The sequence below is a fragment of the Serratia sp. LSHTC3 genome, from assembly GCF_057197125.1.
On record NZ_JBXUNP010000002.1, the window covers coordinates 649,132 to 672,745 of the forward strand.

General features: G+C 61.2%; 23 protein-coding genes, 2 tRNA genes and 3 other RNA genes. 17 read left to right on the plus strand and 11 right to left on the minus strand.

The genetic code is table 11. The features are described from left to right. The first annotated feature begins 10 nt into the window (after positions 1-10). The 5 genes from mltG (at position 11) to ptsG (ending at position 5,244) form a co-directional block, all read left to right on the plus strand. Positions 11-1,036, plus strand: coding sequence for an endolytic transglycosylase MltG (mltG, locus tag AC2CGI_RS10320; protein ID WP_015377454.1), 1,026 nt, complete (start codon positions 11-13; stop codon positions 1,034-1,036). Further along, positions 1,026-1,664, plus strand: coding sequence for a dTMP kinase (gene tmk, locus AC2CGI_RS10325; RefSeq protein ID WP_015377455.1), 639 nt, complete (start codon positions 1,026-1,028; stop codon positions 1,662-1,664). Before mltG ends, tmk begins: the two co-directional genes overlap by 11 nt. Further along, positions 1,664-2,671 carry a DNA polymerase III subunit delta' gene (holB, locus tag AC2CGI_RS10330; protein WP_076740342.1) on the plus strand — a complete coding sequence of 336 codons (1,008 nt, stop codon included), beginning with the start codon at positions 1,664-1,666 and terminating at the stop codon, positions 2,669-2,671. The genes tmk and holB overlap by 1 nt, the downstream gene beginning before the upstream one ends. A 19-nt stretch (positions 2,672-2,690) precedes the next feature. Continuing rightward, positions 2,691-3,467 carry a metal-dependent hydrolase gene (locus AC2CGI_RS10335; protein ID WP_076740341.1) on the plus strand — a complete coding sequence of 259 codons (777 nt, stop codon included), beginning with the start codon at positions 2,691-2,693 and terminating at the stop codon, positions 3,465-3,467. Positions 3,468-3,810: 343 nt separating this feature from the next. After that, a complete protein-coding gene (ptsG, locus tag AC2CGI_RS10340) occupies positions 3,811-5,244 on the plus strand; it encodes a PTS glucose transporter subunit IIBC (RefSeq protein WP_016928184.1) in 1,434 nt (477 codons plus the stop codon). Positions 5,245-5,300: 56 nt separating this feature from the next. Here ptsG and AC2CGI_RS10345 read toward each other — a convergent pair whose 3' ends face one another. Together AC2CGI_RS10345 and mntR are read right to left on the minus strand one after the other, a co-directional pair. Next, the gene (locus tag AC2CGI_RS10345; RefSeq protein WP_076740340.1) at positions 5,301-5,666 is read right to left on the minus strand and encodes a DUF4180 domain-containing protein; all 366 of its coding nucleotides are present in this window, start codon (positions 5,664-5,666) and stop codon (positions 5,301-5,303) included. A gap of 14 nt (positions 5,667-5,680) precedes the next feature. Continuing rightward, positions 5,681-6,151 carry a manganese-binding transcriptional regulator MntR gene (gene mntR, locus AC2CGI_RS10350; RefSeq protein WP_015377460.1) on the minus strand — a complete coding sequence of 157 codons (471 nt, stop codon included), beginning with the start codon at positions 6,149-6,151 and terminating at the stop codon, positions 5,681-5,683. Positions 6,152-6,381: 230 nt separating this feature from the next. Between mntR and AC2CGI_RS10355 the strand changes: the two genes are divergently transcribed. After that, complete coding sequence (locus AC2CGI_RS10355; protein WP_015377461.1) at positions 6,382-7,686, plus strand: Nramp family divalent metal transporter; 1,305 nt, start codon at positions 6,382-6,384, stop codon at positions 7,684-7,686. Between the two features lie 37 nt (positions 7,687-7,723). On the opposite strand, the gene AC2CGI_RS10360 is transcribed toward AC2CGI_RS10355, so the two are convergent. Beyond that, positions 7,724-8,473 (minus strand): SDR family oxidoreductase, encoded by a 750-nt coding sequence (locus tag AC2CGI_RS10360; RefSeq protein WP_015377462.1) that lies wholly within the window; start codon positions 8,471-8,473, stop codon positions 7,724-7,726. A gap of 99 nt (positions 8,474-8,572) precedes the next feature. On the opposite strand from AC2CGI_RS10360, the gene AC2CGI_RS10365 reads away from it, so the two are divergent. Next, entirely contained in the window at positions 8,573-8,950 is a 378-nt protein-coding gene (locus AC2CGI_RS10365; protein ID WP_072270887.1) for a winged helix-turn-helix transcriptional regulator, read from the plus strand. Here AC2CGI_RS10365 and AC2CGI_RS10370 read toward each other — a convergent pair. Further along, complete coding sequence (locus tag AC2CGI_RS10370; protein WP_076740339.1) at positions 8,947-9,852, minus strand: transporter substrate-binding domain-containing protein; 906 nt, start codon at positions 9,850-9,852, stop codon at positions 8,947-8,949. The genes AC2CGI_RS10365 and AC2CGI_RS10370 overlap by 4 nt on opposite strands. Positions 9,853-10,073: 221 nt before the next feature. Between AC2CGI_RS10370 and hinT the strand changes: the two genes are divergently transcribed. The 9 genes from hinT to AC2CGI_RS10415 all read left to right on the plus strand — a co-directional run bounded on the left by hinT (position 10,074) and on the right by AC2CGI_RS10415 (position 17,242). Further along, complete coding sequence (hinT, locus tag AC2CGI_RS10375) at positions 10,074-10,424, plus strand: purine nucleoside phosphoramidase (RefSeq protein ID WP_004928776.1); 351 nt, start codon at positions 10,074-10,076, stop codon at positions 10,422-10,424. A gap of 11 nt (positions 10,425-10,435) precedes the next feature. After that, the gene (locus tag AC2CGI_RS10380; RefSeq protein WP_015377465.1) at positions 10,436-10,825 is read left to right on the plus strand and encodes a YcfL family putative periplasmic lipoprotein; all 390 of its coding nucleotides are present in this window, start codon (positions 10,436-10,438) and stop codon (positions 10,823-10,825) included. 26 nt (positions 10,826-10,851) lie between these two features. Then, positions 10,852-11,442, plus strand: coding sequence for a penicillin-binding protein activator LpoB (gene lpoB / locus AC2CGI_RS10385; RefSeq protein WP_021504924.1), 591 nt, complete (start codon positions 10,852-10,854; stop codon positions 11,440-11,442). After that, complete coding sequence (gene thiK, locus AC2CGI_RS10390) at positions 11,423-12,289, plus strand: thiamine kinase (RefSeq protein ID WP_076740338.1); 867 nt, start codon at positions 11,423-11,425, stop codon at positions 12,287-12,289. Before lpoB ends, thiK begins: the two co-directional genes overlap by 20 nt. 37 nt (positions 12,290-12,326) lie before the next feature. After that, entirely contained in the window at positions 12,327-13,346 is a 1,020-nt protein-coding gene (nagZ, locus tag AC2CGI_RS10395) for a beta-N-acetylhexosaminidase (protein WP_021504926.1), read from the plus strand. A 79-nt stretch (positions 13,347-13,425) separates the two neighbouring features. Next, positions 13,426-13,968, plus strand: coding sequence for an alpha/beta hydrolase YcfP (ycfP, locus tag AC2CGI_RS10400; protein WP_015377468.1), 543 nt, complete (start codon positions 13,426-13,428; stop codon positions 13,966-13,968). 332 nt (positions 13,969-14,300) lie between these two features. Then, positions 14,301-15,605, plus strand: a complete 1,305-nt coding sequence (locus AC2CGI_RS10405) for an NAD(P)/FAD-dependent oxidoreductase (protein ID WP_004928794.1) — start codon at positions 14,301-14,303, stop codon at positions 15,603-15,605. Positions 15,606-15,961: 356 nt separating this feature from the next. Beyond that, positions 15,962-16,498 (plus strand): glycine zipper 2TM domain-containing protein, encoded by a 537-nt coding sequence (locus AC2CGI_RS10410; RefSeq protein WP_004928798.1) that lies wholly within the window; start codon positions 15,962-15,964, stop codon positions 16,496-16,498. 264 nt (positions 16,499-16,762) lie between these two features. Continuing rightward, a complete protein-coding gene (locus tag AC2CGI_RS10415) occupies positions 16,763-17,242 on the plus strand; it encodes an RrF2 family transcriptional regulator (RefSeq protein ID WP_015377469.1) in 480 nt (159 codons plus the stop codon). A gap of 64 nt (positions 17,243-17,306) precedes the next feature. Here the strand turns inward: AC2CGI_RS10415 and sdeB are convergent, their stop codons facing one another. Continuing rightward, positions 17,307-20,450 carry a multidrug efflux RND transporter permease subunit SdeB gene (gene sdeB / locus AC2CGI_RS10420; protein WP_044031466.1) on the minus strand — a complete coding sequence of 1,048 codons (3,144 nt, stop codon included), beginning with the start codon at positions 20,448-20,450 and terminating at the stop codon, positions 17,307-17,309. Between the two features lie 24 nt (positions 20,451-20,474). Next, on the minus strand, positions 20,475-21,662 hold the full coding sequence (gene sdeA, locus AC2CGI_RS10425; RefSeq protein WP_076740337.1) for a multidrug efflux RND transporter periplasmic adaptor subunit SdeA: 1,188 nt from the start codon (positions 21,660-21,662) through the stop codon (positions 20,475-20,477). Between the two features lie 295 nt (positions 21,663-21,957). On the opposite strand from sdeA, the gene AC2CGI_RS10430 reads away from it, so the two are divergent. Continuing rightward, positions 21,958-22,314, plus strand: coding sequence for a helix-turn-helix domain-containing protein (locus tag AC2CGI_RS10430; RefSeq protein ID WP_004928813.1), 357 nt, complete (start codon positions 21,958-21,960; stop codon positions 22,312-22,314). Between the two features lie 55 nt (positions 22,315-22,369). Here AC2CGI_RS10430 and AC2CGI_RS10435 read toward each other — a convergent pair. The 5 genes from AC2CGI_RS10435 to AC2CGI_RS10455 form a co-directional block, all read right to left on the minus strand. Next, a non-coding RNA gene (locus AC2CGI_RS10435) (RtT sRNA) lies at positions 22,370-22,489 on the minus strand. Positions 22,490-22,535: 46 nt separating this feature from the next. Further along, positions 22,536-22,655: non-coding RNA, RtT sRNA (locus tag AC2CGI_RS10440), on the minus strand. Positions 22,656-22,702: 47 nt separating this feature from the next. After that, positions 22,703-22,822, minus strand: a non-coding RNA gene (locus tag AC2CGI_RS10445) — RtT sRNA. A 46-nt stretch (positions 22,823-22,868) separates the two neighbouring features. Next, positions 22,869-22,958, minus strand: a tRNA-Ser gene (locus tag AC2CGI_RS10450). Positions 22,959-23,266: 308 nt separating this feature from the next. After that, positions 23,267-23,356, minus strand: a tRNA-Ser gene (locus AC2CGI_RS10455). Positions 23,357-23,614 lie beyond the last annotated feature (258 nt).

The following is a 23,614-nucleotide window of genomic DNA, read 5'->3' on the forward strand; positions in this document are numbered from 1 at the left end:
TGGCTGATTGATGAAGAAAAGAAAGCTGAAGGTCCTGTCTGTTATTGTTGTTCTGGTATTAGCGCTGCTGTTTTGGGGCTACCAGAAGATCGAACGCTTTGCCGATACGCCGCTGGCTATCCAGCAAGAAACCATCTTCAAACTGCCGGCCGGCACCGGCCGGGTAGCGCTGGAAGGGCTACTGGTACGCGATAAACTGGTGCACAACGGGCGCTGGTTCCAGTGGCTACTGAAGCTGGAGCCGGAGCTGGCGGAGTTTAAAGCCGGTACCTACCGGTTCACGCCGGGCATGACGGTGCGCCAGATGCTGAAACTGTTGGCCAGCGGCAAAGAGGCGCAGTTCACCGCACGCTTTATCGAAGGCTCACGCCTGCGTGATTGGCAGCAGGTGCTGCAGCAGTCCAAATACCTGAAACACACCCTGGCGGGCAAGAGCGAAGCGGAGATTGCCGCAGCGCTCGGCATTGCTGCAGGAGAAACCCCGGAAGGGCATTTGTACCCGGATACCTACCAGTATACCGCCGGCATGAGCGACATCGCGCTGCTCAAACGCGCACACGTGCGCATGAACAAAGCGCTGCAGGCCGCCTGGGCCGGCCGCGACACCAGCCTGCCGTACAAAACGCCGGAGGAGCTGCTGACCATGGCTTCGATCGTCGAGAAAGAGACCGCGGTCCCGGAAGAGCGCAGCAAGGTGGCGTCGGTGTTCGTCAACCGCTTGCGTATCGGCATGCGTCTGCAGACCGATCCGACGGTGATCTACGGCATGGGCGAAAGCTATAATGGCAACATCACGCGCAAGGATCTGGAGACGCCGACGCCTTATAACACCTATGTGATCGCCGGCCTGCCGCCAACGCCGATCGCCATGCCGGGTGAGGCCTCGTTGCAGGCGGCCGCCAATCCGGCCAAAACGCCTTATCTCTATTTTGTCGCTGACGGCAAGGGTGGGCATACCTTCACCACCAATCTGGCGAGTCATAACCAGGCGGTGCGCGTGTACCGTCAGGCGTTAAAGGAAAAGAATGAAAAGTAAATTCGTTGTTATCGAAGGGCTGGAAGGCGCGGGTAAAACCACCGCGCGCGATACGGTGGTCAATGTGTTGCGCGAACACGGCGTCAGCGACATCGTCTTCACCCGTGAACCTGGCGGTACGCCGCTGGCGGAGAAACTGCGCGATCTGTTCAAGCGCGGCATCGACGGCGAATTGCCGACCATCAAGGCCGAAGTCTTGATGCTGTACGCTGCGCGCGTGCAGTTGGTGGAAACCGTGATCAAACCCGCCCTGGCGCGTGGCGCCTGGGTGGTGGGCGATCGCCACGATCTCTCTTCACAAGCCTATCAGGGCGGCGGCCGTGGCGTGGATCCGCAGCTGATGGCCTCGCTGCGCGACACCGTACTGGGCGATTTCCGCCCGGACCTGACGGTCTATCTCGATCTGCCGCCGCTGGTCGGCCTGCAACGCGCGCAGGCGCGCGGCCAATTGGATCGTATCGAACAGGAGGCGCTGCCGTTCTTCGAACGCACCCGCGCGCGCTATCTCGAGCTGGCGGCGCAGGATGAAACGATCGTCACCGTTGACGCGGCCCAGCCGCTGGAGCAGGTGACTGCGGCGATCCGCGACTGCGTCTGCCGCTGGCTGCGGCAGCAGGAAGGCGCATAATGAACTGGTACCCGTGGCTGAATGGCCCTTATCGCCAGCTGATTGGGCAGTACGCCGAGGGCCGCGGCCATCATGCGCTGCTGCTGCACGCGGCGGCGGGCAACGGTGACGACGCGCTGGCCTACGGCCTGAGCCGTTGGTTGATCTGTCAGCAGCGCAACGGTGAAAAAAGCTGCGGCGAGTGTCACAGCTGTCGGCTGATGCTGGCGGGCAACCACCCGGATTATCACGTGCTGGCGCCGGAAAAGGGCAAGAGCAGCCTGGGCATCGAACCGATCCGCCAGGTGATTGAAACGCTGTATGCCCACGCGCAGCAGGGCGGCGCCAAGGTGATTTGGCTGCCGCAGGCGGAACAGCTGACCGAGGCGGCGGCCAACGCGCTGCTTAAAACGCTGGAAGAGCCGCCGGAGAAAACCTATTTTCTGCTGGGTTGCCGTGAGCCGTCGCGGCTGATGGCGACGCTGCGCAGCCGCTGCCTGTACTGGCATTTGGCCAGCCCGGAGGAGCAGCTCAGCCTGCAGTGGCTGAGCCGGCAGGCGGCCGGCTCTCAGACGGACCGCCTCACGGCGCTGCGCCTGCACGACGGCGCGCCGCTGGCCGCCGAACAGCTGTTGCAGCCGCAGCAGTGGCAGCAGCGCAGTGCGCTGTGCGCCGCGTTGAGCGCCGCGCTGCCGCAGCGCGATATGCTGTCGATGTTGCCGGTGCTGAACCATGAAGACGTCGCCGAGCGCCTGCACTGGCTGTGCGCGCTGCTGGTGGACGCCATGAAGTGGCAACAGGGTGCACATCACTATGTATTGAATCAGGATCAGCAGCCGCTGGTGCATCAGTTGGCCAGCCTGCTGAGCAGCGCCTCGTTGCAACAGATCGTGCAGCAGTGGCTGAACTGCCGCCATCAGTTGCTCAGCGTGGTGGGCGTCAATCGCGAGCTGCTGCTGACCGAACAGTTACTTCGCTGGGAACAGATGCTTGGCGCCGCCGGCTATTCCCACCCTCACTCGCTGTAAAGTTAAAGAGTTAAAAATTATGTTGTTAGTCGATTCTCATTGCCACCTTGACAGTCTGGATTATCAGACGCTGCACCAGAATGTGGACGATGCGCTGGCCAAGGCCAAAGCGCGCGACGTCGGCTATGTGCTGGCGGTCGCCACCACGTTGCCGGGCTACCGCTCCATGACCGAACTGATCGGCCAGCGCAACGACGTGGCCTTCTCGTGCGGGGTGCATCCGCTCAATCTGGAAGAGGGCTATGATTACGCCGAGCTGCGTCGCCTGGCGGCGGCGGAGCAGGTGGTGGCGCTGGGGGAGACCGGGCTCGATTACTTCTACCAGAAGGACAACCTTGAGCTGCAGCAGGACTCTTTCCGCGAGCATATCCGCATTGGCCGGGAGCTGAACAAGCCGGTGATCGTCCACACCCGCGATGCGCGCGCGGATACGCTGGCGATCCTGCGTGAAGAGAACGCACAGGACTGCGGCGGCGTGCTGCACTGCTTCACCGAAGATCTGGCCACGGCCGAAGCTTTGCTGGATCTGGGCTTTTACATCTCTTTCTCCGGCATCGTGACCTTCCGCAACGCCGAACAGCTGCGTGAAGTAGCGCGCTATGTGCCGCTGGATCGCATTCTGGTGGAAACCGACTCGCCTTACCTGGCGCCGGTGCCGCATCGCGGCAAAGAAAACCAACCCGCCTATGTGCGCGATGTGGCTGAATACATGGCGGTATTGAAGGGCGTTAGCCTGGAACAGCTGGCCGAAGCCACCACTGCCAACTTTTCACGCTTATTTCACCTCGATCTGTGATCTTTGACCTAGGCTATAGCTGTAGGTCATTGTCTGCGTAATTTTTTTTAAGCTCGTAATTAATCACTGAAACGGGTAAGGTTCCCTCCCGTTTCAAGGTGGTTGGTGCGCGTTTTTTGTTCTCTTTTGCCAAAAAACAGCCGGTTTATGCAAAGTTACCGCGGCTCGATCATCGAAACGTGATTGTCATCAAACATTGCGCAGGCTATTTATTTTACTCTGCGTAATAAATTCAAGGGGTGCTCAGACACCCTGAATTGCAGGGGTTTTTCTCCCCCCCTTGCAGCGCGACGTATCGCGACAAGAAGTAGCAAAGCATTATTACTCAGGAGCACACTCAACTATGTTCAAGAACGCATTTGCAAACCTGCAAAAAGTAGGTAAATCGCTCATGCTGCCGGTGTCCGTGTTGCCTATCGCAGGTATCCTGCTGGGCGTCGGTTCCGCCAACTTTAGCTGGCTACCTGCGGTAGTCTCCCACGTGATGGCGGAAGCGGGCGGTTCGGTCTTCGCCAACATGCCGTTGATTTTCGCTATTGGCGTCGCTTTGGGCTTCACCAACAACGACGGCGTTTCCGCGCTGGCGGCGGTGGTGGCTTACGGCATCATGGTGAAAACCATGGCGGTGGTTGCGCCGCTGGTGCTGCACCTGCCGGCTGAAGAGATTGCGGCCAAACACCTGGCGGATACCGGCGTGCTCGGGGGGATTATCTCCGGCGCCATCGCGGCCTATATGTTCAACCGCTTCTTCCGCATTCAACTGCCGGAATACCTGGGCTTCTTTGCCGGTAAGCGTTTCGTGCCGATCATTTCCGGTCTGGCGGCGATCGTTCTGGGCGTAGTGCTGTCCTTCATCTGGCCGCCGATCGGTACGGCTATCCAGACCTTCTCGCAGTGGGCGGCTTATCAGAACCCGGTTGTAGCCTTCGGCATTTACGGCGTGGTTGAGCGTGCTCTGGTGCCGTTCGGTCTGCACCACATCTGGAACGTACCGTTCCAGATGCAAATCGGTGAATTCACCAACGCGGCGGGCCAGGTGTTCCACGGCGACATCCCTCGTTACATGGCGGGTGACCCAACCGCGGGCAAACTGTCCGGCGGCTTCCTGTTCAAAATGTACGGTCTGCCTGCTGCGGCCATCGCCATCTGGCACTCGGCCAAGCCGGAAAACCGCGCGAAAGTCGGCGGCATCATGATCTCCGCCGCGCTGACCTCGTTCCTGACCGGTATCACCGAGCCGATCGAGTTCTCCTTCATGTTCGTCGCGCCGATCCTGTACGTGATCCACGCTATCCTGGCCGGTCTGGCGTTCCCAATCTGCATCCTGTTGGGCATGCGTGACGGCACCAGCTTCTCGCACGGCCTGATCGACTTTATCGTACTGAGCGGCAACAGTAGCAAAATCTGGCTGTTCCCAATCGTCGGCATCGTCTACGGTCTGGTGTACTACACCATCTTCCGCGTGCTGATCGCCAAGCTGGATCTGAAAACGCCAGGCCGTGAAGACACCGCTGCCGAGCAGACTGCGCAGGGCGGTTCCGAAATGTCCGCGGCGCTGGTTCAGGCCTTCGGCGGCAAAGAAAACATCACTAACCTGGATGCTTGCATCACCCGTCTGCGCGTCAGCGTGGCCGACGTGTCCAAAGTTGACCAGGCGGGCCTGAAGAAACTGGGCGCAGCCGGCGTAGTCGTCGCTGGCTCCGGCGTGCAGGCCATCTTCGGCACCAAGTCCGACAACCTGAAAACCGATATGGACGAATACATCCGTAATCACTGATTCAGGCAGGGGAGTTGCAAAGGGAGGCGAAAGCCTCCCTTTTTTATTGCCTGCCGTCAGGCGCCAAGGCGCTGTTCGAGCTCGGCGAGAGAAGGGAGGAACCAGACCTGTTCGCCGCGATTGGCTTCGCGCACAAAGTCTTGCAGCGCGTTGCTTTGCGCCAGCCAGGGGGAAATATCGCCCAGCAGCGCCACGCGCAGGCGGTAGTTGATGAATTTCTGCAATACGGCGCCGGCCACGCCGCTCCTCAGCTGGAAGAAGGCGGCGTCGAGGCGGTTGACGGGGAGGGCAATCATCCCGGCCTCGTGTTCAAAGGCGGGCGCGATAAACAGGCTGACGTCGTTTTCGTCTTTCAACATCGGCCCGGCCTCGGCGAAAACCACCAGGCGCAGATCATGAATTTGCTGCACGGCGTAGCTCATCGGCGCTCCGGGGCTCATGGTTTGGCGTGTTGCTGCAGGTAATGCTCGAACACCGCCAGCGTTTCGTCCGAGATATGGTGTTCAATCCCTTCGCTGTCCAGCTCGGCGGTTTCGCTCGGCACCCCGAGGCACATCAGCAGATCGACCACGATGCGGTGACGGCGGCGCACCTTCTGCGCCAGCTGTTCGCCTTCCTCGGTTAAAAACACCCCGCGATAAGGGCGCGACTCCACCAGCCCGGCGCTTTTGAGCCGCGCGATATTTTTGATCGCCGTCGGGTGAGACACGCCAAAGCGGCGCGCGATATCGGTGGTTCTGGCTTCGCGGGTGCTTTGCAGCAAATCGGCGATCAGCTCAACGTAATCTTCGATCAGCGCATTGGACTGCGCTTCGCGGGCGCGGCTAAAACGCAGGGCGTGCTCGGCCTCGTCCGGCATGTCGGTCAGGGCGGAGCGGTCGGCGTTATCTGGCGCGCGGGTAACCATAGCGTGGGGCGTCCTGTAAGCATAAAAATGGCGTCTCCCGGCAATGCGGGGAGGGTTGCCCTAAGTTAGTCCAAATAGCACACATTATCAATTCGATGCCACGCATTGTGGTAGTTAGAAATATCTCTACACAAAGCCAATGAATTTCGCCTGTTGCATAAAGTGTAGCCGATGCTACATTGTCAGCATGACCGGTGGAAAAATAACCAGCAAAAGATTAAGGGCAATTCATGCGTGACGCGGCAACCCCCTCATCGTTAACCGAACGGACCAACATCGCGATTGGCGCCGCCCTTGCCGGACGCAAGCGCGGTGCCTTCACGCCGTTGCTGTTCGCCGGCCCGGCGGTGATTGCCTCTATCGCCTATATGGATCCCGGTAATTTCGCCACCAACATTCAGGCCGGGGCGAAATACGGCTACAGCCTGCTGTGGGTGGTGGTGATGGCCAACCTGATCGCCATGCTGTTTCAGGCGCTGTCGGCCAAACTGGGCATCGTCACCAACCGCAATCTGGCGGAAATGTGCCGTGACCAGTTTTCACGGCCGGTGGTGATCGGCATGTGGCTGCTCAGCGAAGTGGCGGCGATGGCCACCGATCTGGCGGAGTTTCTCGGCGGGGCGATCGCGCTGGCGCTGCTGTTCCATATGCCGCTGCTGGCGGGGATGGGGGTGACGGCGGTGATCACTTATGCGCTGCTGATGGTGGAGAAAAAAGGTTTCCGCCCGGTCGAGCTGATGATTGGCGGTCTGGTGGGCATCATCGCGCTGTGCTACCTGGTGGAGATGTTCATCGTGCCGGTGGACTGGCAGGCGGCCGGCCTCGGCATGGTGACGCCGCAGTTGCCGGATGCGCAGGCGCTGACCATCGCCGTCGGCATTATCGGCGCCACCGTGATGCCGCACGCCATTTTCCTGCACTCGGGGCTGACCCAGCACCGCAGCCCGGCCAGCGACAACGGCGAGCGGCGCAAGCTGCTGCGTTTTTCCAATATTGAAGTAGTGATCGCGCTGGCGCTTGCCGGGCTGGTGAATATTGCGATGGTGATCATGGCCTCGAGCGCCTTCCACGCCGGTAACAGCGACGTGGCCGAAATCGGCACTGCCTACCATACGCTGACGCCACTGTTCGGCGCGGCGGCGGCCGGCATCTTCCTGGCTTCGCTGATCGCCTCCGGCATTTCCAGCTCGGTGGTGGGCACCATGGCTGGGCAAATGATCATGCAGGGCTTCGTCGGCTTCCGCATCCCGGTGTGGGTGCGCCGCCTGGTGACCATGGTGCCGGCGTTTATCGTGGTGGCGATGGGCGTCAACGCCACCGACGCGCTGGTCTACAGCCAGGTGGTGCTGAGCCTGGCGCTGCCGGCGCCGATGATCGCGCTGGTGATGTTCACCCGCCGCCGCGACATCATGGGCGAGTTCGCCAACGGCCGCTGGACCAGTCTGGCGGCGGTGGTCGGCACGGTGGTGATCGTGCTGCTCAACGTGGTGTTGCTGCTGCAGACCTTTGGCGTCGACATCCCTGGATTGGGGTGATCTTGCGGGCCGCGCGGGGCGCGGCCGCGTCGCTAAATTATAAATTCCCCACGCCGCCGTCCATTTGCAGCTCCGCGCCGACCATAAATGCCGACTCGTCCGCCGCCAGAAACACCGCCGCTTTGGCCAGCTCCAGCGCGCTGCCCATGCGGCCGATCGGCACCAGCGCGCGGATATCGTCGCGTAAGGCCCGCTCGTCCGCTTCCGCCAACCCCAGTTTACCCAATGCCGGGGTTTCGGTCGGGCCGGGGCTGAGGCCATTAACGCGAATGCCGCGCGCGTGCAGCTCGCCGGAGAGCGTTCTGGCCAGCGATAACAAACCGGCTTTGCTGGCGGCGTAGGCGCTGCTCTGCGGCAGGCCGATATGGGCGCTGACCGAACCGCACAGGATCACCGAAGAAGGGTTGGCCAGCAGCGGCAGCAGCGCCTGGATCAGAAAAAACGGCCCCTTCAGGTTGATGTCCATCAGCCGCTGATAGCTTTGCTCATCCCACTCCTGCAGCGGGCGATGCGTGACGTCGCCGGCGTTGATGTACAGCACGTCCAGCCGCGGCCACCGCTGCTCCAACTGCTGGGCCAGCGCGCGCTGCTGTGGGATGTCGCCGGCGTCGCTCAGCAGCAACAGCGCCTTGTCCGCCAATGCCTGGCCCGCCGCGTCCAGGGCGCGTTGGCTGCGGCCGGTGATCGCAACCAAAGCGCCCTCGGCGATGAACTGGCGAGCGGTTTCCAGCCCGATGCCGCTGGTGCCGCCGGTAATCAATGCGTATTTGCCTTGCAGTCGTGACATAACCGATTCCTCTTTAGCGTCTGTTACGGCATTATTTGCGCTATAGTTCCTTTTGCATAGTAGGCACCTTTTGGATACTAAAGGACGAGGAGGGATGAAATGACGACGCAAGCGCCCTTAGCGGCAGAAAATAATTTGGCGGCCTTGCCGACGGCGGGCGAACCCTGCCCGATGGTGGACTTCGTCAATCTGGTGTCGGGTAAATGGGCGATACCGATCTTGTACCGGCTGATCATGATCGACGGCCCGGTGCGATTCAGCGAGCTGCAGCGGGCGGTGGCGCCCATTGCGCAGAAGGAGCTGACGCGCCAGCTGCGGCTGTTCGAACAGCGCGGCCTGGTGACGCGGCAGGTGTTTCCCGAAGTGCCGCCGCGGGTGGAGTATCAGGTCACCGCGCTGGGCAAATCGCTGCGGCCAACGCTGGACTCGCTGGCCGAGTGGATGCGTCGGCATGCGCCGCAGCTGATCGGCGGCTAGTCGCCGATGCCCGGCGGGTTGATGGTTGAACGCTCGACCTTTTCGTCGCCTTCGCCCCAGCGTTCCAGCACCTGCGCATATTCGCCGCTGACGATGACGCCGTTGACGGCGGCGTTGATGGCGTTCACCAGCCCGTTGCCTTTTTTGGTGGTGACCGCGACATAGGCCACGCTGGGGCCGATGCCGACCATTTTGGTTTTGCCGGTCAGCGCCGCCTTGTAGGCGCCGGTGGAGTGGGGGCCGAAGAACGCATCGGCGCGCCCGGACTGAATGCTGAGGTTGGTGGCGGCGTCGTCGGTCACGTAGATCGGTTGTACCGGCGGCAGCCCGGCGGCGCGATTTTGCTTATCCCATCCCAGCAGAATGTTTTCCTGATTGGTGCCGGATCCGACGATGATCCGCAGACCGGCGACGTCCTGCGGCCGGTTGATCGCGGTGATGTGGCTGGTGGATTTGACGTAAAAGCCCAGCGTGTCCACTCGGTAAGTGGCGAAGTCGAATTTGGTTTTGCGCTGTTTGGTGACGGCGATGTTGAAGATCGCCGCGTCGTATTTGCCGGCGCTGATGCCCAATGGCCAATCCTCCCAGGAGGTGGGCACTAGGTTCAACTCTAGCCCGAGGCTGTCGGCCACCAGGCGGGCGATGTCCGGATCGCTGCCGATCAGCGTTTTATTGTCTTCGGCGAACAGCGCCAGCGGCGGGGAGTTTTCGAACGCCACCGCCACCGTCAGCTTGCCTGGCACCGCGAAGTGAAAGTTCGCCGGGATCAGCGCGATAGCGGCGGGATTCTTCTCTGCGTGTATCGGCTGTCGGTTAGCCTGCAGGTCGATACCGCCCGTCGTGGCCGCCTGCACGGCGGCGCTCAGCAACAGCGCGCACAGCGCCGAAATTCTCGGTAACATAACGCCCTCTATCCTTTGTTAATCATGGAGTTACTATTGGCGGCGGCGCGGGGCAAGTAAAGCAACAATAGTGAATAACCAAAGTGAAAAGATGCACAAGCGGGGGGCCGGGCTGCGCGAATCTGCAGCACTCGACGTGGAAAGTGCGCAATCAGGTTGAAAGCAGTAGAATTTGTCACTCATACTGCGTACAGCTAATTGTGTAAAACAAGGAACGCCAGATGGCCGAAGAAACGATTTTCAGTAAAATTATCCGCCGCGAAATCCCTGCTGATGTGGTTTACCAGGATGAACTGGTGACCGCTTTCCGTGACATCTCCCCCCAGGCGCCCACCCATGTGCTGATCGTTCCCAACGTGCTGATCCCAACCGTCAACGACGTGACCGTGGAGCACGAAGCCGCGCTGGGCCGCATGATCACCGCTGCGGCGAAAATCGCCGAACAGGAAGGCATCGCCGAGGACGGCTACCGCCTGATCGTCAACTGCAACCGCCACGCCGGTCAGGAGGTCTATCATATTCATATGCACCTGGTCGGTGGCCGCTCGCTGGGGCCGCTGCTGTCACGTTAAGCGAGGAAATCATGCGCGGTAAAAAAACTCTGCGTGGTCTGATGGCGTTGGCGCTGCCCGCCGCGTTGTTGATGGGATGCAGCTCACCGCCCGGCATCGCTGTCAACCAAGGGCAGACGGTGGTGATGGATCCCTCGGTGCTGACCGCCGGTATTCTGGCCGATACGCCCTCGATTTCGAACGCTTCCGGGCGGGTGATGGCAACCTCGGTGCTCAATAACAGTCAGCCGACGCCGGTCACCGTACATTACCGTTTCTATTGGTACGACGCGCAGGGGCTGGATATTCGCCCCTTCGAGAAACCGCGTGAGATCGTGGTGGCGCCCGACTCGGACGCCAAAATCTACTCGATTAACGGCAATCTGGACGCTAAAAGCGCGCGTCTGTATCTGTACCTGTAAGCGCTTGCCAGGTTTGGAGAAAAAGCATGAAAAAGTACGTCTTAGTGGCGCTGGCCGCATTAACCCTGAGCGGCTGTCTGTCGCGCCCGCCTGAGCCGGAACAACCGTTGCCGCCGGTCACCGTCGAGCCGGATCAGCCGACGCCGCCGGTGGAGCAGCCGCAGCCGCCGACTACCGAGCCGGTGCCGCAGCCGCCGAAAATCCAGCAGCTCGACTGGCTGGGCAGCGTTCAGCCGCTGGTGGGGCAGATGTTGAAGGCCGATGGCGTCACGGCCGGCAGCGTGCTGCTGCTGGACAGCGTCAAGAACAACACCAACGGTTCGCTGCAGATGGGCAAAGCCACCGCGGCACTGTATAAGGCGTTGGCGTCGAACTCCACTTTCAGCGTGGTGCCGGAAGCGAAGCTGACCAGCGCCAGACAAACGCTGGGCCTGTCGGCGGATGACAGCTTCGGCTCGCGCAGTAAGGCGATTGGCCTGGCGCGCATCGTCGGCGCGCAGTACGTGCTGTACAGCGATGTCAGCGGCGACGTGAAGTCACCGGCGCTGGATATGCAGCTGATGCTGGTGCAAACCGGCGAGATCGTCTGGTCGGGCAATGGCGCCGTTAAACGCTGAGGCCGCGCTGCGACGATTGATGGAAACCAGACTGCCGGCGGTGAATACCGCCGGTTGTCATTTCAGCCCGGTGCAGGGGCTGACCGGCGAGAGCTGGCGCATCGACGGCTCGGGCGTCACGCTGCTGGCGCGGCAACATAGCGCGGAGAAACGCGCGCTGGGCGTGAGCAGGCGGCGGGAGGCGCAGGTCCTGCGTCGCTGTGCGCCGGGGCTGGGGCCACGGGTTTTCGCACAGAATAATCAGTGGCTTATCCTCGAATGGCTTGAAGGTGACGTCGTCACAAATGCCGAATTTGACGCGCTGAATCAGCGCGGCGAGCTGGCGGCGATGGTGGCGACGCTGCATCGGCGGCCGCTCAGCGGTTACCGGCTGGATCTGCGGCGGCAATTCCTCCGCTACTGGCAGCAGCTGGATACGCGGCGTTTAACCCCCGCCTGGCTGCGCCTGCAGCGTCATTTTTTACGCAGCGCCTTGCCACGGCCGCTGCGCCTGGCGCCGCTGCACATGGATATCCATCCGGGCAATCTGCTCACCACCGGCGAAGAGCTGCGGCTGATCGACTGGGAGTATGCCGCCGACGGCGACATAGCGCTGGATATCGCCGCGCTGTTTCGCAGCAACGGCTGGTCGGCCGAACAGCAGCAGCGCTTTTTGCAGCACTACGCGCATCAGGGCTATCGCGACGTCGCCCGGTTGCAGGCGCAGGTGCGCCGTTGGCTGCCGTGGGTGGATTATCTGATGCTGCTGTGGTTTGAAGTGCGCTGGCAGCAGAGCGGCGACGTTGAATTTTTGCGCTGGGGCGCTGCGGTGCGCCGGCGATTCTGTTTATCATCATCTGAATTCTGAACGAACAAAATGAAGTGAGGTGCCCGTGGGCCCAGTAATGCTAGATGTCGCCGGCTACGAGCTGGATGCAGAAGAACGCGAGATTTTGAAACACCCGCTGGTTGGCGGATTGATCCTGTTTACCCGTAACTTCCACGATGCGGAGCAACTGCGTGAGCTGGTGCGCCAGATCCGCGCCGCCTCGCACGATCGGCTGGTGGTGGCGGTAGACCAAGAGGGCGGGCGCGTGCAGCGCTTCCGCGAGGGTTTCACCCGTTTGCCGGCGGCGCAGTCGTTCGCCGCGTTGCACGATGCGCAGGAAGGCGGCCGTCTGGCGCAGGAGGCCGGCTGGCTGATGGCGGCGGAGATGATCGCGCAGGATATCGACATCAGCTTCGCGCCGGTGCTGGACATCGGCCACGGCAGCGCGGCGATCGGCGAGCGTTCGTTCCACAGCGATCCGCCGCAGGCGCTGGCGATGGCGGAGCGCTTTATCCTCGGCATGCACAGCGCCGGCATGAAAACCACCGGCAAACACTTCCCGGGGCACGGCGCCGTCAGCGCCGATTCGCACAAGGAAACCCCGCGCGATCCGCGGCCGCTAGCGCAGATCCGCGAGCACGACATGGCGATCTTCCGCGAGCTGATCAACCGCCAGCTGCTGGACGCCGTCATGCCGGCCCACGTCATCTATACTGAAGCGGATCCGCGTCCGGCCAGCGGCTCGCCTTACTGGCTGCAGCAGATCCTGCGTCAGGAGCTGGGCTTCGACGGCGTGATCTTCTCCGACGATCTGTCGATGGAAGGCGCCGCCATCATGGGGAGCTACGCCGAGCGCGGCCAGGCGGCGCTGGATGCCGGATGCGACATGATCCTGGTGTGCAACAACCGCGCCGGTGCGGTCAGCGTGTTGGATAACCTGTCCCCGGTCAAAGCAGAGAAGGTGAAGCGGTTATATCATCGCGGTCAGTTCACCCGTCAGGAACTGCGTGACTCCGAGCGCTGGCAGCAGGCGCACAAGGCGCTCAGCGCGTTGAGCGAGCGTTGGGAGGAGCACAAGCAGCGTTCGCAAGGGTGAATCCAGGTGCCGCATCGCGGCGCAGAGCGGAAATGATGAGGGCCGCGCCCGCGGCCCTTGGCTTGTTGCGAGGATCCACATGATTATCTATTTGCACGGCTTCGATTCCACCAGTCCCGGCAATCATGAAAAGGTATTACAGCTGCAGTTTATCGATCCGGACGTGCGCTTTATCAGCTACAGCACGCTGCATCCGCGTCACGACATGCAGCATCTGTTGAAGGAGGTGGACAAGGCGGTGCAGCAGGGCGGCGATGCGCACCCGTTGATCTGCGGGGTTGGCCTCGGCGGCTTCTGGGCGGAGCGCATCGGCTTCCTGTGCGGCATTCGCCAGGCGATGTTCAATCCCAACCTGTACCCGGAAGAGCACATGCACGGCAAGATAGACCGGCCGGAAGAGTATCGCGATATCGCCACCAAGTGCGTGGAGGATTTCCGCGAGAAAAACCGCGATCGCTGTCTGGTGGTGCTGTCGCGCCACGACGAGGTGCTGGATAACCGGCGCAGCGCCGAATTGCTGCATCACTACTACGAGATCGTGTGGGATGAACAGCAGACGCACAAGTTCAAAAACATCTCTCCGCATCTGCAGCGGCTCAAGGCGTTCAAGGCGCTGGGTTAACAGTTTCATAACGCTGCCGCGAGCCGCGCGCCCCGTTTTTCACCGGCGGAAAGTGCGGCTTTTTTGTACGTCAAAGCAAGATTCTGTGTGGCAATCGGCAAAATTTAAAACTGTGACTCAGCGCTAACTATTTGAATCACAATCCCCAAAAAATCCCCGCGTCCAGCCTTTAACCAAAAAAATTTGATGTACGTCAATTTTGGTATGACCAAATAACCTCACATGCTATTCTGGCTGCAGAGAGCCGATTTATTTTAAGCGAACCCTATGTATTCTAAGGATATTATTTATTTACCCTGGGATAACAAATGGTTCACATTTAGGGGGTTATTTTGACAACGCCAAAGAAGAAAATCGTTATTGTTGGCGGCGGCGCCGGTGGTTTGGAGCTGGCGACCAGCCTGGGCCATAAACTTGGCCGCAAGAACAAAGCCGAGATCACGTTGGTGGATCGCAACCACAGCCATTTGTGGAAACCGCTGTTGCACGAAGTGGCGACCGGTTCCCTCGATGACGGCGTAGATGCGCTCAGCTACCTGGCGCACGCGCGCAATCACCATTTCAGCTTCCAGCTGGGGTCGTTGACCAACATCAACCGTGAGACGCAAACGCTGCAGCTGGCGCAGATCTGCGACGAGCAGGGCGGCGAGCTGGTGCCGGCGCGCGAATTGCCGTACGACATTCTGGTGATGGCGTTGGGCAGCACCTCGAACGATTTCGGTACGCCAGGCGTGAAAGAGCACTGCATCTTCCTGGATAACCCCCATCAGGCACGTCGTTTCCACAACGAAATGCTCAACCTGTTCCTGAAGTTCTCGGCGCAGCCGGGGCAAAAAGAGCGGGTCAACATCGCTATCGTCGGCGGCGGCGCCACCGGCGTTGAACTGTCCGCCGAACTGCACAACGCGGTGAAGCAGTTGCACAGCTACGGTTTCGAAGGCCTGGACAACAGCGCGCTCAACGTGACGCTGGTGGAAGCCGGCGAGCGCATCCTGCCGGCGCTGCCGCCGCGTATTTCCGCCGCTGCGCATCAGGAGCTGATCAAACTGGGCGTGCGCGTGCTGACCAACACCATGGTGACCAGCGCGGACGCCAAGGGGCTGAACACCAAGGGCGGCGAATTCATCGACGCCGATCTGATGGTGTGGGCGGCCGGCATCAAGGCGCCGGACTTTATGAAGGACATCGGCGGCCTGGAAACCAACCGCATCAACCAGCTGGTGGTGGAGCCGACGCTGCAGACCACGCGCGATCCGAACATCTTCGCCATCGGCGACTGCGCTTCCTGTCCGAAAGAGGGCGGCGGTTTCGTGCCGCCGCGCGCCCAGTCGGCGCACCAGATGGCCTCACGCTGCGCCACCAATATTCTGGCGCTGATGAACGGCCAGACGCTGAAGCCTTACGTGTACAAAGACCACGGTTCGCTGGTGTCGCTGTCGCGCTTCAGCACCGTCGGCAGCCTGATGGGCAACCTGATGCGCGGTTCGATGATGGTGGAAGGGCGCATCGCGCGCTTCGTCTACATCTCGCTGTACCGCATGCATCAGGTCGCGTTGCATGGCTACATCAAAACCGGCCTGATGATGCTGGTGGGCGGCATTAACCGGGTGATCCGTCCGCGCCTGAAGATGCACTGATCCCGCCTTTGTCGACCAACCCGCGCCGGTTCGCCCGCGCGGGTTTTTTTATGGCGGCGCGAGCCGATCGGCGGCGGTTGCTTGATTCTTCTGCATAAGCCGTCGTTGGCATGGGTAAAATTCTTAAGATTCCTCCTAAACAACAGGAAAACGGCCGTTTTCCCGCATTTTTGGTCCCCTTGTCTTATTGCGGGCCTTCAGATCATTGTGCAGACTTTACCTCGTTTACAGACGGCGCGTCGCGCACGCCGTAAACCGGGATACCGCCAGCCGCCCATGCGCAAAATAATAAGCGCGGTGCCAGCCGGTAACAGACCCCGGAAAAAATGCGTGGTAACACTTTCAGGAGGTTTCCTGTGAACAAGTCAATGTTAGCCGGTGTTGGAATTGGTATCGCTGCCGCTCTGGGGATTGCCGCGGTAGCCAGCCTGGACGTCTTTTCTGCCGGTCCGCAATATGCGCAGGTGCTCGCCGCCACACCGATTAAAGAAACCATCAAAACGCCGCGTCAGGAATGCCGCAACGTCACCGTCACGCACCGTGCACCGGTGCAGGATGAAAACCGCATCGCCGGTTCTGTGCTGGGCGCAGTGGCGGGCGGCGTGATCGGCCACCAATTCGGCGGCGGTCGCGGGCGCGACGTGGCGACCGTGGTCGGCGCGCTGGGCGGCGGCTACGCCGGCAACCAGGTGCAAGGGGCGATGCAGAACAACGACGTCACCACCAGCGTTCAGCAGCGTTGCAAAACGGTCTACGACAAGTCCCAGAAAATGTTGGGCTATGACGTGACCTACAAGATCGGCAATCAGCAGGGCAAGATCCGCATGGATCACGATCCGGGCACGCAAATCCCGTTGGATAAAAACGGCCAGCTGGTGCTGAACAGAGCCTGATCGCCACATTCGAATTAAACCCGCGGGCAGTGTTAGTTCTGATCGTTTAACCCGGTTAAGCGAGCGGCGTTAACATTGACGCGGGTTTCTGTTTTCTGCCTGCCCAAAAGTTTGCGATCGTTCTAATGTCTGCGTGCGATATCGCTGGGCGAAACTTCAAAAAAGCCCCTGCGTTTGTTATATTATTGTGCAATTAAGCGGTGTTATCGGCGCCAATCGCCACACCGGCCAAACCCGAGTATTTCGTCTCGCAGAGATAACGACATGTTAGATTTTCGCTTTCCGACAGCGTTGCAAATGGTCCTTAGCGTCGCCGTAGCTGAGAAGCAGGGCATGCGTTCGACGAGCGCCACCCTCGCCGCCGCTCTGGAAGCCAACCCCAGCTTTATCCGCAAACTGATGGTGCCGCTGACCAAAGACGGCATCATCGTTTCCACCTTGGGCCGAAACGGCTCTATCCACCTCGGCCGCCCGGCGGAAGAGATCACCCTGCGGGACATCTATCTGGCGGTGATCGACGACAAGCGCATCTGGGCTTCCCGCCCTGAAGTGCCGGCTCGTTGCCTGGTGAGCGCCAACGCCTGCTGGTATTTCAAATCGGTGGTGAACGAGGCCGAGCAGGCTTCGCTCGCGGTGCTGGCGCGCCACACCGTGGCCGACTCGCTGGCCGAGCTGGAGCGGGGCGACAAGCGCGCCTGCGCGGAATACGCCGCCGAGCAAGAGGCTGAAGCCGCCGGTAAATAATGCCGGATGGAGCGCATAAAAAAGGTCGGGCATTGCCCGACCTTTTTGCATTTCAGGATGATGATTACGCCGTCTGCGGCTGCGCTTTGCGCGCCACCAGGCGCCGCAAGGTGACGTAGAACACCGGCGTCAGGAACAGCCCGAACAGGGTGACACCCAGCATGCCGGAGAACACCGTGATGCCGGTGACGCCGCGCACTTCGGCGCCGGCGCCATGGCCAAGGATCAGCGGGATGGTGCCGGCGATGAAGGCGATGGAGGTCATCACGATCGGCCGCAGCCGCAGGCGGCAGGCCTCCAGCGCCGCTTCGACGATGCCTTTGCCCTGCATTTCCAGTTCGCGGGCGAACTCGACGATCAGAATGGCGTTCTTGCAGGCCAGCCCCATCAGAACGACCAGCCCGACCTGCACGAACACGTTGTTGTCGCCGCCGGTCAGCCACACGCCGAACAGCGCCGACAGCATGGTCATCGGCACGATCAGGATCACCGCCAGCGGCAGCGTCCAGCTTTCATACAGCGCCGCCAGCGCGAGGAACGCCAGCAGCACCGCGACCGGGAATACCACCAGCGCGGCGTTGCCCTGGGTCGATTGCTGGTAGCTCAGATCGGTCCACTGGATGTTCATGCCGTTCGGCAACAGCTTGCCGGCCATTTGCGTCAGCGCGCTCATCGCCTGGGTAGAGGAGAGGACGCGCGGATCGGCGTCGCCGATCAGGTCCGCCGCCGGGAAACCGTTGTAGCGGATCACCGGATCCGGGCCGTAGGTGGTGCCGATGCTGACCATACTGCCGATCGGCACCATTTCGCCTTTGTCGTTGCGGGTACGCAGGTTGGCGATGTCTTCCACGCTGTCGCGGAACTGGCCGTCGGCCTGCGCCATCACCTTCCAGGTGCGGCCGTAACGGTTAAAGTCGTTGATGTAAGACGAACCGAGGTAGGTCTGCAGCGTGCTGAACAGCGCATTGAGCGGCACCCCCTGGGCCTTGGCCTTGTCGCGATCGATTTTGGCGTCCAGCTGCGGCACGTTGGCCTGATAAGAGGAGATCGGGAAACCCATGCCCGGCGTTTGCATAATGGCGCCGGACATCGTGTTGATCGCGGTCTGCAGCGCGCCGTAACCCAGCCCGGCGCGATCCTGCACGTACAGTGAATAGCCGGAGCCCTGGCCGATGCCGAGGATCGGCGGCGGCATGATCGAGAAGGCGAAGCCTTCCTGGATCTGTGAAATGCGCGCGTTGATCTCGGCGTTGATCTGCGCCGCGGTGCGGGTACGGGTGCTCAATGACTCCAGCGCGAAGAACACCGTGCCGGTATTCGGCGTATTGGTGAACTGCAGCGCGTTCAGGCCGGGGAAGGCCACCGCATCGGTGACGCCGTCCACGCTCAGGCCGATGGCGCTCATCTTGCGGATCACCGCATCGGTGCGCTCCAGCGAGGCGCCTTCCGGCATCTTCACGCCGCCGATCAGGTATAGCTTGTCCTGCGTCGGGATAAAGCCGCCGGGCACGGTCTTGAACATCACGCCGGCGGCGGCCAGCAGCAGCAGGTAGACGACGAACACCGCGCCGCGTCGGCCAAGCACGCGGGATACCCCGTGCTGATAACGCTGCGAGCCGCTGGCGAAGAAGCGGTTGAACGGCCGGAACAGCCAGCCGAACAGCCGGTCGATCAGGCGCGACGGCAGGTCTTTCGGCGCGCCGTGCGGTTTCAGCAAGCGCGCCGCCAGCGCCGGCGACAGGGTCAGCGAGTTGATGGCGGAGATCACCGTCGAGATGGCGATGGTGACGGCGAACTGCTTGTAGAACTGGCCGGTGACGCCGGAAAGGAACGCCATCGGCACGAACACCGCACACAGCACCACGGCGATGGCGATGATCGGGCCGGAGACCTCGCGCATCGCCTGGTGCGCCGCCGCCAGCGGCGACAGCCCCTCTTCGATGTTGCGCTCGACGTTCTCCACCACCACGATGGCGTCATCCACCACGATGCCGATCGCCAGCACCAGCCCGAACAGGCTGAGGGTGTTGAGCGAGAAGCCGAGCAGATACAGCGCGGCGAAGGTGCCGACCACGGAGATCGGCACCGCCAGCAGCGGAATGATCGAGGCGCGCCAGGTCTGCAGGAACAGAATGACCACCAGCACCACCAGGATCACCGCTTCCAGCAGGGTATCTACCACCGCGCGGATCGAGTCGCGCACGAATACCGTCGGGTCGTATGGCGACTTCCAACTCATGCCGTCCGGGAAGCGGGTCGCCAGCTCGGCCATCTTGCCGCGCACCGCGTCCGACAGCTCGATGGCGTTGGCGCCCGGCGACTGGAAGATGCCGATGCCGACCGCATCCTTGTTATTGAGCTGGGCGCGCAGCGCGTAGCTGCCGGAGCCCATTTCGATGCGCGCCACGTCGCGCAGCCGCACGATCTCGCCGTTATCACCGCTCTTGAGAATGATGTTGCCGAACTCTTCTTCGGTTTGCAGGCGCCCCTGGGCGTTGATCGACAGTAGATAGTCGCTGCGCGTCGGCATCGGCTCCGCGCCAAGCTGGCCGGCGGAAACCTGCACGTTCTGCTCCTGCATGGCGCTCACCACGTCGGAGGCGGTCAGCCCGCGCGCGGCGACCTTGTTCGGATCGAGCCAGATGCGCATCGCATATTCGCCGGCGCCGAAGATCTGCACCTGGCCGACGCCCGGCAGGCGGGCCAGCTCATCCTTGACCTTCAGGGTGGCGTAGTTGCGCAGGTACAGCGAGTCGTACTTGCCGGAAGGCGATACCAGATGCACCACCAGCGTCAGCGCCGGAGACTGTTTCTGGGTGGTGATGCCCTGGCGGCGCACGTCTTCCGGCAGGCGCGCTTCGGCCTGCGCCACGCGGTTTTGCACCTGCACCTGCGCCTGATCGGGATCGGTGCCCGGGCGGAAGGTGACGGTGGTCACCAGCACGCCGTCGGAACCGGCGACCGATTTCATGTACATCATGTTTTCGACGCCGTTGATCGCTTCCTCCAGCGGCGTGGCCACCGTTTCAGCGATCTCTTTCGGGTTGGCGCCCGGGTATTCTGCACGCACCTGCACGCTGGGCGGCACCACGTCCGGGTACTCGCTGATCGGCAGCAGCGGGATGGCTATCACCCCGGCGACAAAAATCAGTATCGACAGCACCGCGGCGAAGATCGGCCGGTCGATGAAAAAGCGGGAAAAGTCCATGGGTCAGAAGTCTCTGCTGGGAGCTTAGTTAAGCGTGGAGGCGATAGGATTCATGGCGACGGCTTTCGCGTCGACCGGCATGCCCGGCATAAACACTTTCTGCATGCCGTCGACGATCACCCGATCGCCGTTTGCCAACCCTTTCTGCACGATGCGCAATCCTTCGGCCATGCGGCCCACGTCAATGTCGCGGCGCTGCGCCTTGCCGTCTTTATCGACGATGTAAACGAACTTGCGGTTCTGGTCGGTCATCACCGCTTTGTCGTCGATCAGCATGGCGTTGAACTCGGCGCTGCCGGGCATCTGTACCCGGGCGAACAGCCCCGGCGTGAAGCGGCGATCGCGGTTGTCGAGCAGGGCGCGCATGCGGATGGTGCCGGTCCCGGCGTTCAGTTGGTTATCGGTGAAGTCCACCAGCCCCTGATGCGGAGTGCCGTCTTCGCCTACCAGGCCGACTTTCACCGGCAGGCGGGCATCGTGCCGGCCTTGCTGCTGATAGCGCAGGAAGGTGGCTTCATCCACGTCGAAATAGACGTAGACCTTGTCGAGCGACACCAGCGTCGTCAGCACGCTGGCGCTGTCGCCGGCGGTGACCAGGTTGCCGGCGGTGATCATCGCGCGGCTGGCGCGCCCGTCAATCGGCGCGGTAACGCGGGTAAAGTCGAGATTCAGCTGCGCCATATCGAGCTGGGCCTGCGCCGCCAGCACGTTGCTTTGCGCCTGCGCGGCGGACGACCGGCGCTGCTCCCATACTTCCTGAGAGATGGCCTGAGTGCCGATCAGTTTCTCGGTGCGCGAGGATTCGCTGCGCGCCAGGGCGGCCTGGTTGCGCGCCCGCACCAGCTCTGCCTGCGCCTGTTCGCGCGCGGCGCGGTAGGTGCGATCGTCGATGGTGAACAGCACCTGGCCTTTCTTCACCTCGTCGCCTTCGGTGTAGTTGACCCGCTCGATGTAACCGGAGACCCGTGGGCGCAGTTGCACGCTTTGCACCGCTTCGACCCGACCGTTGAACGCATCCCACTGGCTGATCGGTTTGACCACCACGCTGGCGGCGCTGACCACCGGCGGCGGTGGCGGGGCGTTGTGCGCGACGCTGTTGTCACACCCGGCGAGCAGGGCGGCCAGCAGCGCCACCCCGGAGAGCCGCTGGCCCAGAGCGAAGGCGCGCGTGCGGCCGCCGGCGTTGAACGATGAGTTTGGTTGATTTGCCATTATTTTTATTCCGATAAGTAAGCGCGGTCAGGCCCCACACCCGGCCCTGTTCTCCGGGATTCGCCCCCGCACCGGCGTGCGGTGAGGGGGCGGCTGCGCCGTGCAGCGGCGCAACGTTAGGTTTTGAAACACATTGGTGTCACATTAATGTATCAATATCGGTTACATTAATTGGGTGGAGTATAGTGGCGGCTTTCCAATAAATGCAATAATAAAAATTGCATTTAAAGCGAAACTGTTGCAACGTATGTGCATCGGGCAGAGGGTGACCCTGCCGAATGATGGGAGCATCTGCATGAACACTACGGGCTTTATTACCGATTTGAAGGCGTGGATCGACAACAATCTGGAAGAGAAACTGGATATCAACACCGTGGCGGACCGCGCGGGCTATTCCAAATGGCATCTGCAGCGCATGTTCAAACGCCAGACCGGCTACGCGCTGGGGGAGTATATCCGCATGCAAAAACTGAAAGTGTCGGCGGAGCGCCTGGCCAACAGCGGCGAGCCTATCGTCAGCGTGGCGATCTCGCTCGGCTTCGACTCACAGCAGTCGTTTAACCGCAGCTTCAAACGCCAATTCGGCCAAACGCCGGGCGATTGGCGCCGCGCGCTGGCGCAGCCGGCGTCAATGGGGCGCACGCACCACTGAGCGGTTGGGGTATGGGGAGAAAAAAAGCCTGAATTTGCGTTCGGGCTTTTTTGTATGGCGGTGAGGGAGGGATAGATTCGCTGCGCTCACCCTGCGGGCCGCCGTTGGCGGTCCAAAACGCGGGCGTTTTGTCGAACCCTGTCGAGGGCTCTCACCCTCCCGATCGGTGCGCTATGCATACAAAAAAGCCTGAACGTGAGCTCAGGCTTCTTCGTAGAATATGGCGGTGAGGGAGGGATAGATTCGCTGCGCTCACCCTGCGGGCCGCCGTTGGCGGTCCAAAACGCAGGCGTTTTGTCGAACCCTGTCGAGGGTTCTCACCCTCCCGGTCGGTGCGATATACATACAAAAAAGCCTGAACTTTCGCTCAGGCTTTCTCGTTAGAATATGGCGGTGAGGGAGGGATAGATTCGCTGCGCTCACCCTGCGGGCCGCCATTGGCGGTCCAAAACGCAGGCGTTTTGTCGAACCCTGTCGAGGGTTCTCACCCTCCCGGTCGGTGCGTTATGCATACAAAAAAGCCTGAACGTGAGCTCAGGCTTCTTCGTAGAATATGGCGGTGAGGGAGGGATTCGAACCCTCGATACACTTTCGCGTATACACACTTTCCAGGCGTGCTCCTTCAGCCACTCGGACACCTCACCATATTTTTTTGTTGCGAAATCATCGCTGCAACGGGGCGCTACTATAGGGAGTGGGGCCGATCCGGTCAAGAATAATTTCTGTGTTTTTGTTCGTCCGCTCAAGCCGTGTTCACTTTGCTGAAAACTGCGGCGAACGGCAGGGCGGAAGCCATGAAAGAGCGAGAACATCAGGGGTAAGGTTCGTTGATAACCGGCGGAAATGGGAATCACGGTCACAGAGGGAGGGAGATGCGCTGCGCACGCCCCTCTCGGCGGTGCGCCATGCAAAAAAAAAGCCTGGACGCGAATCCAGGCTTTCTCTTCGAATTTGGCGGTGAGAGAGGGGTTCGAACCCTCGATACACTTTCGCGTATACACACTTTCCAGGCGTGCTCCTTCAGCCACTCAGACACCTCACCGTTTTGTCGTCGATAACGCCTTGCGCTGTCGACGGGCGCTAATGTAGGAGAATCTGATCTCAGCGTCAACCCTCTTATTTCATTCTCATGACTGTTTAGCCAAACTTGCAGCAATTTGCTGATTTACCGAACGATATTCCCACGCTTGGCCGCTGGCGGGCAGGGCGGACTACGTTCAAAACGCGTGAAAGATGATTGTTTGACCTTTTTCTGTGCGAGTAGCTCAATATATCGCCAATGAGATCGGTCTATTTGCTG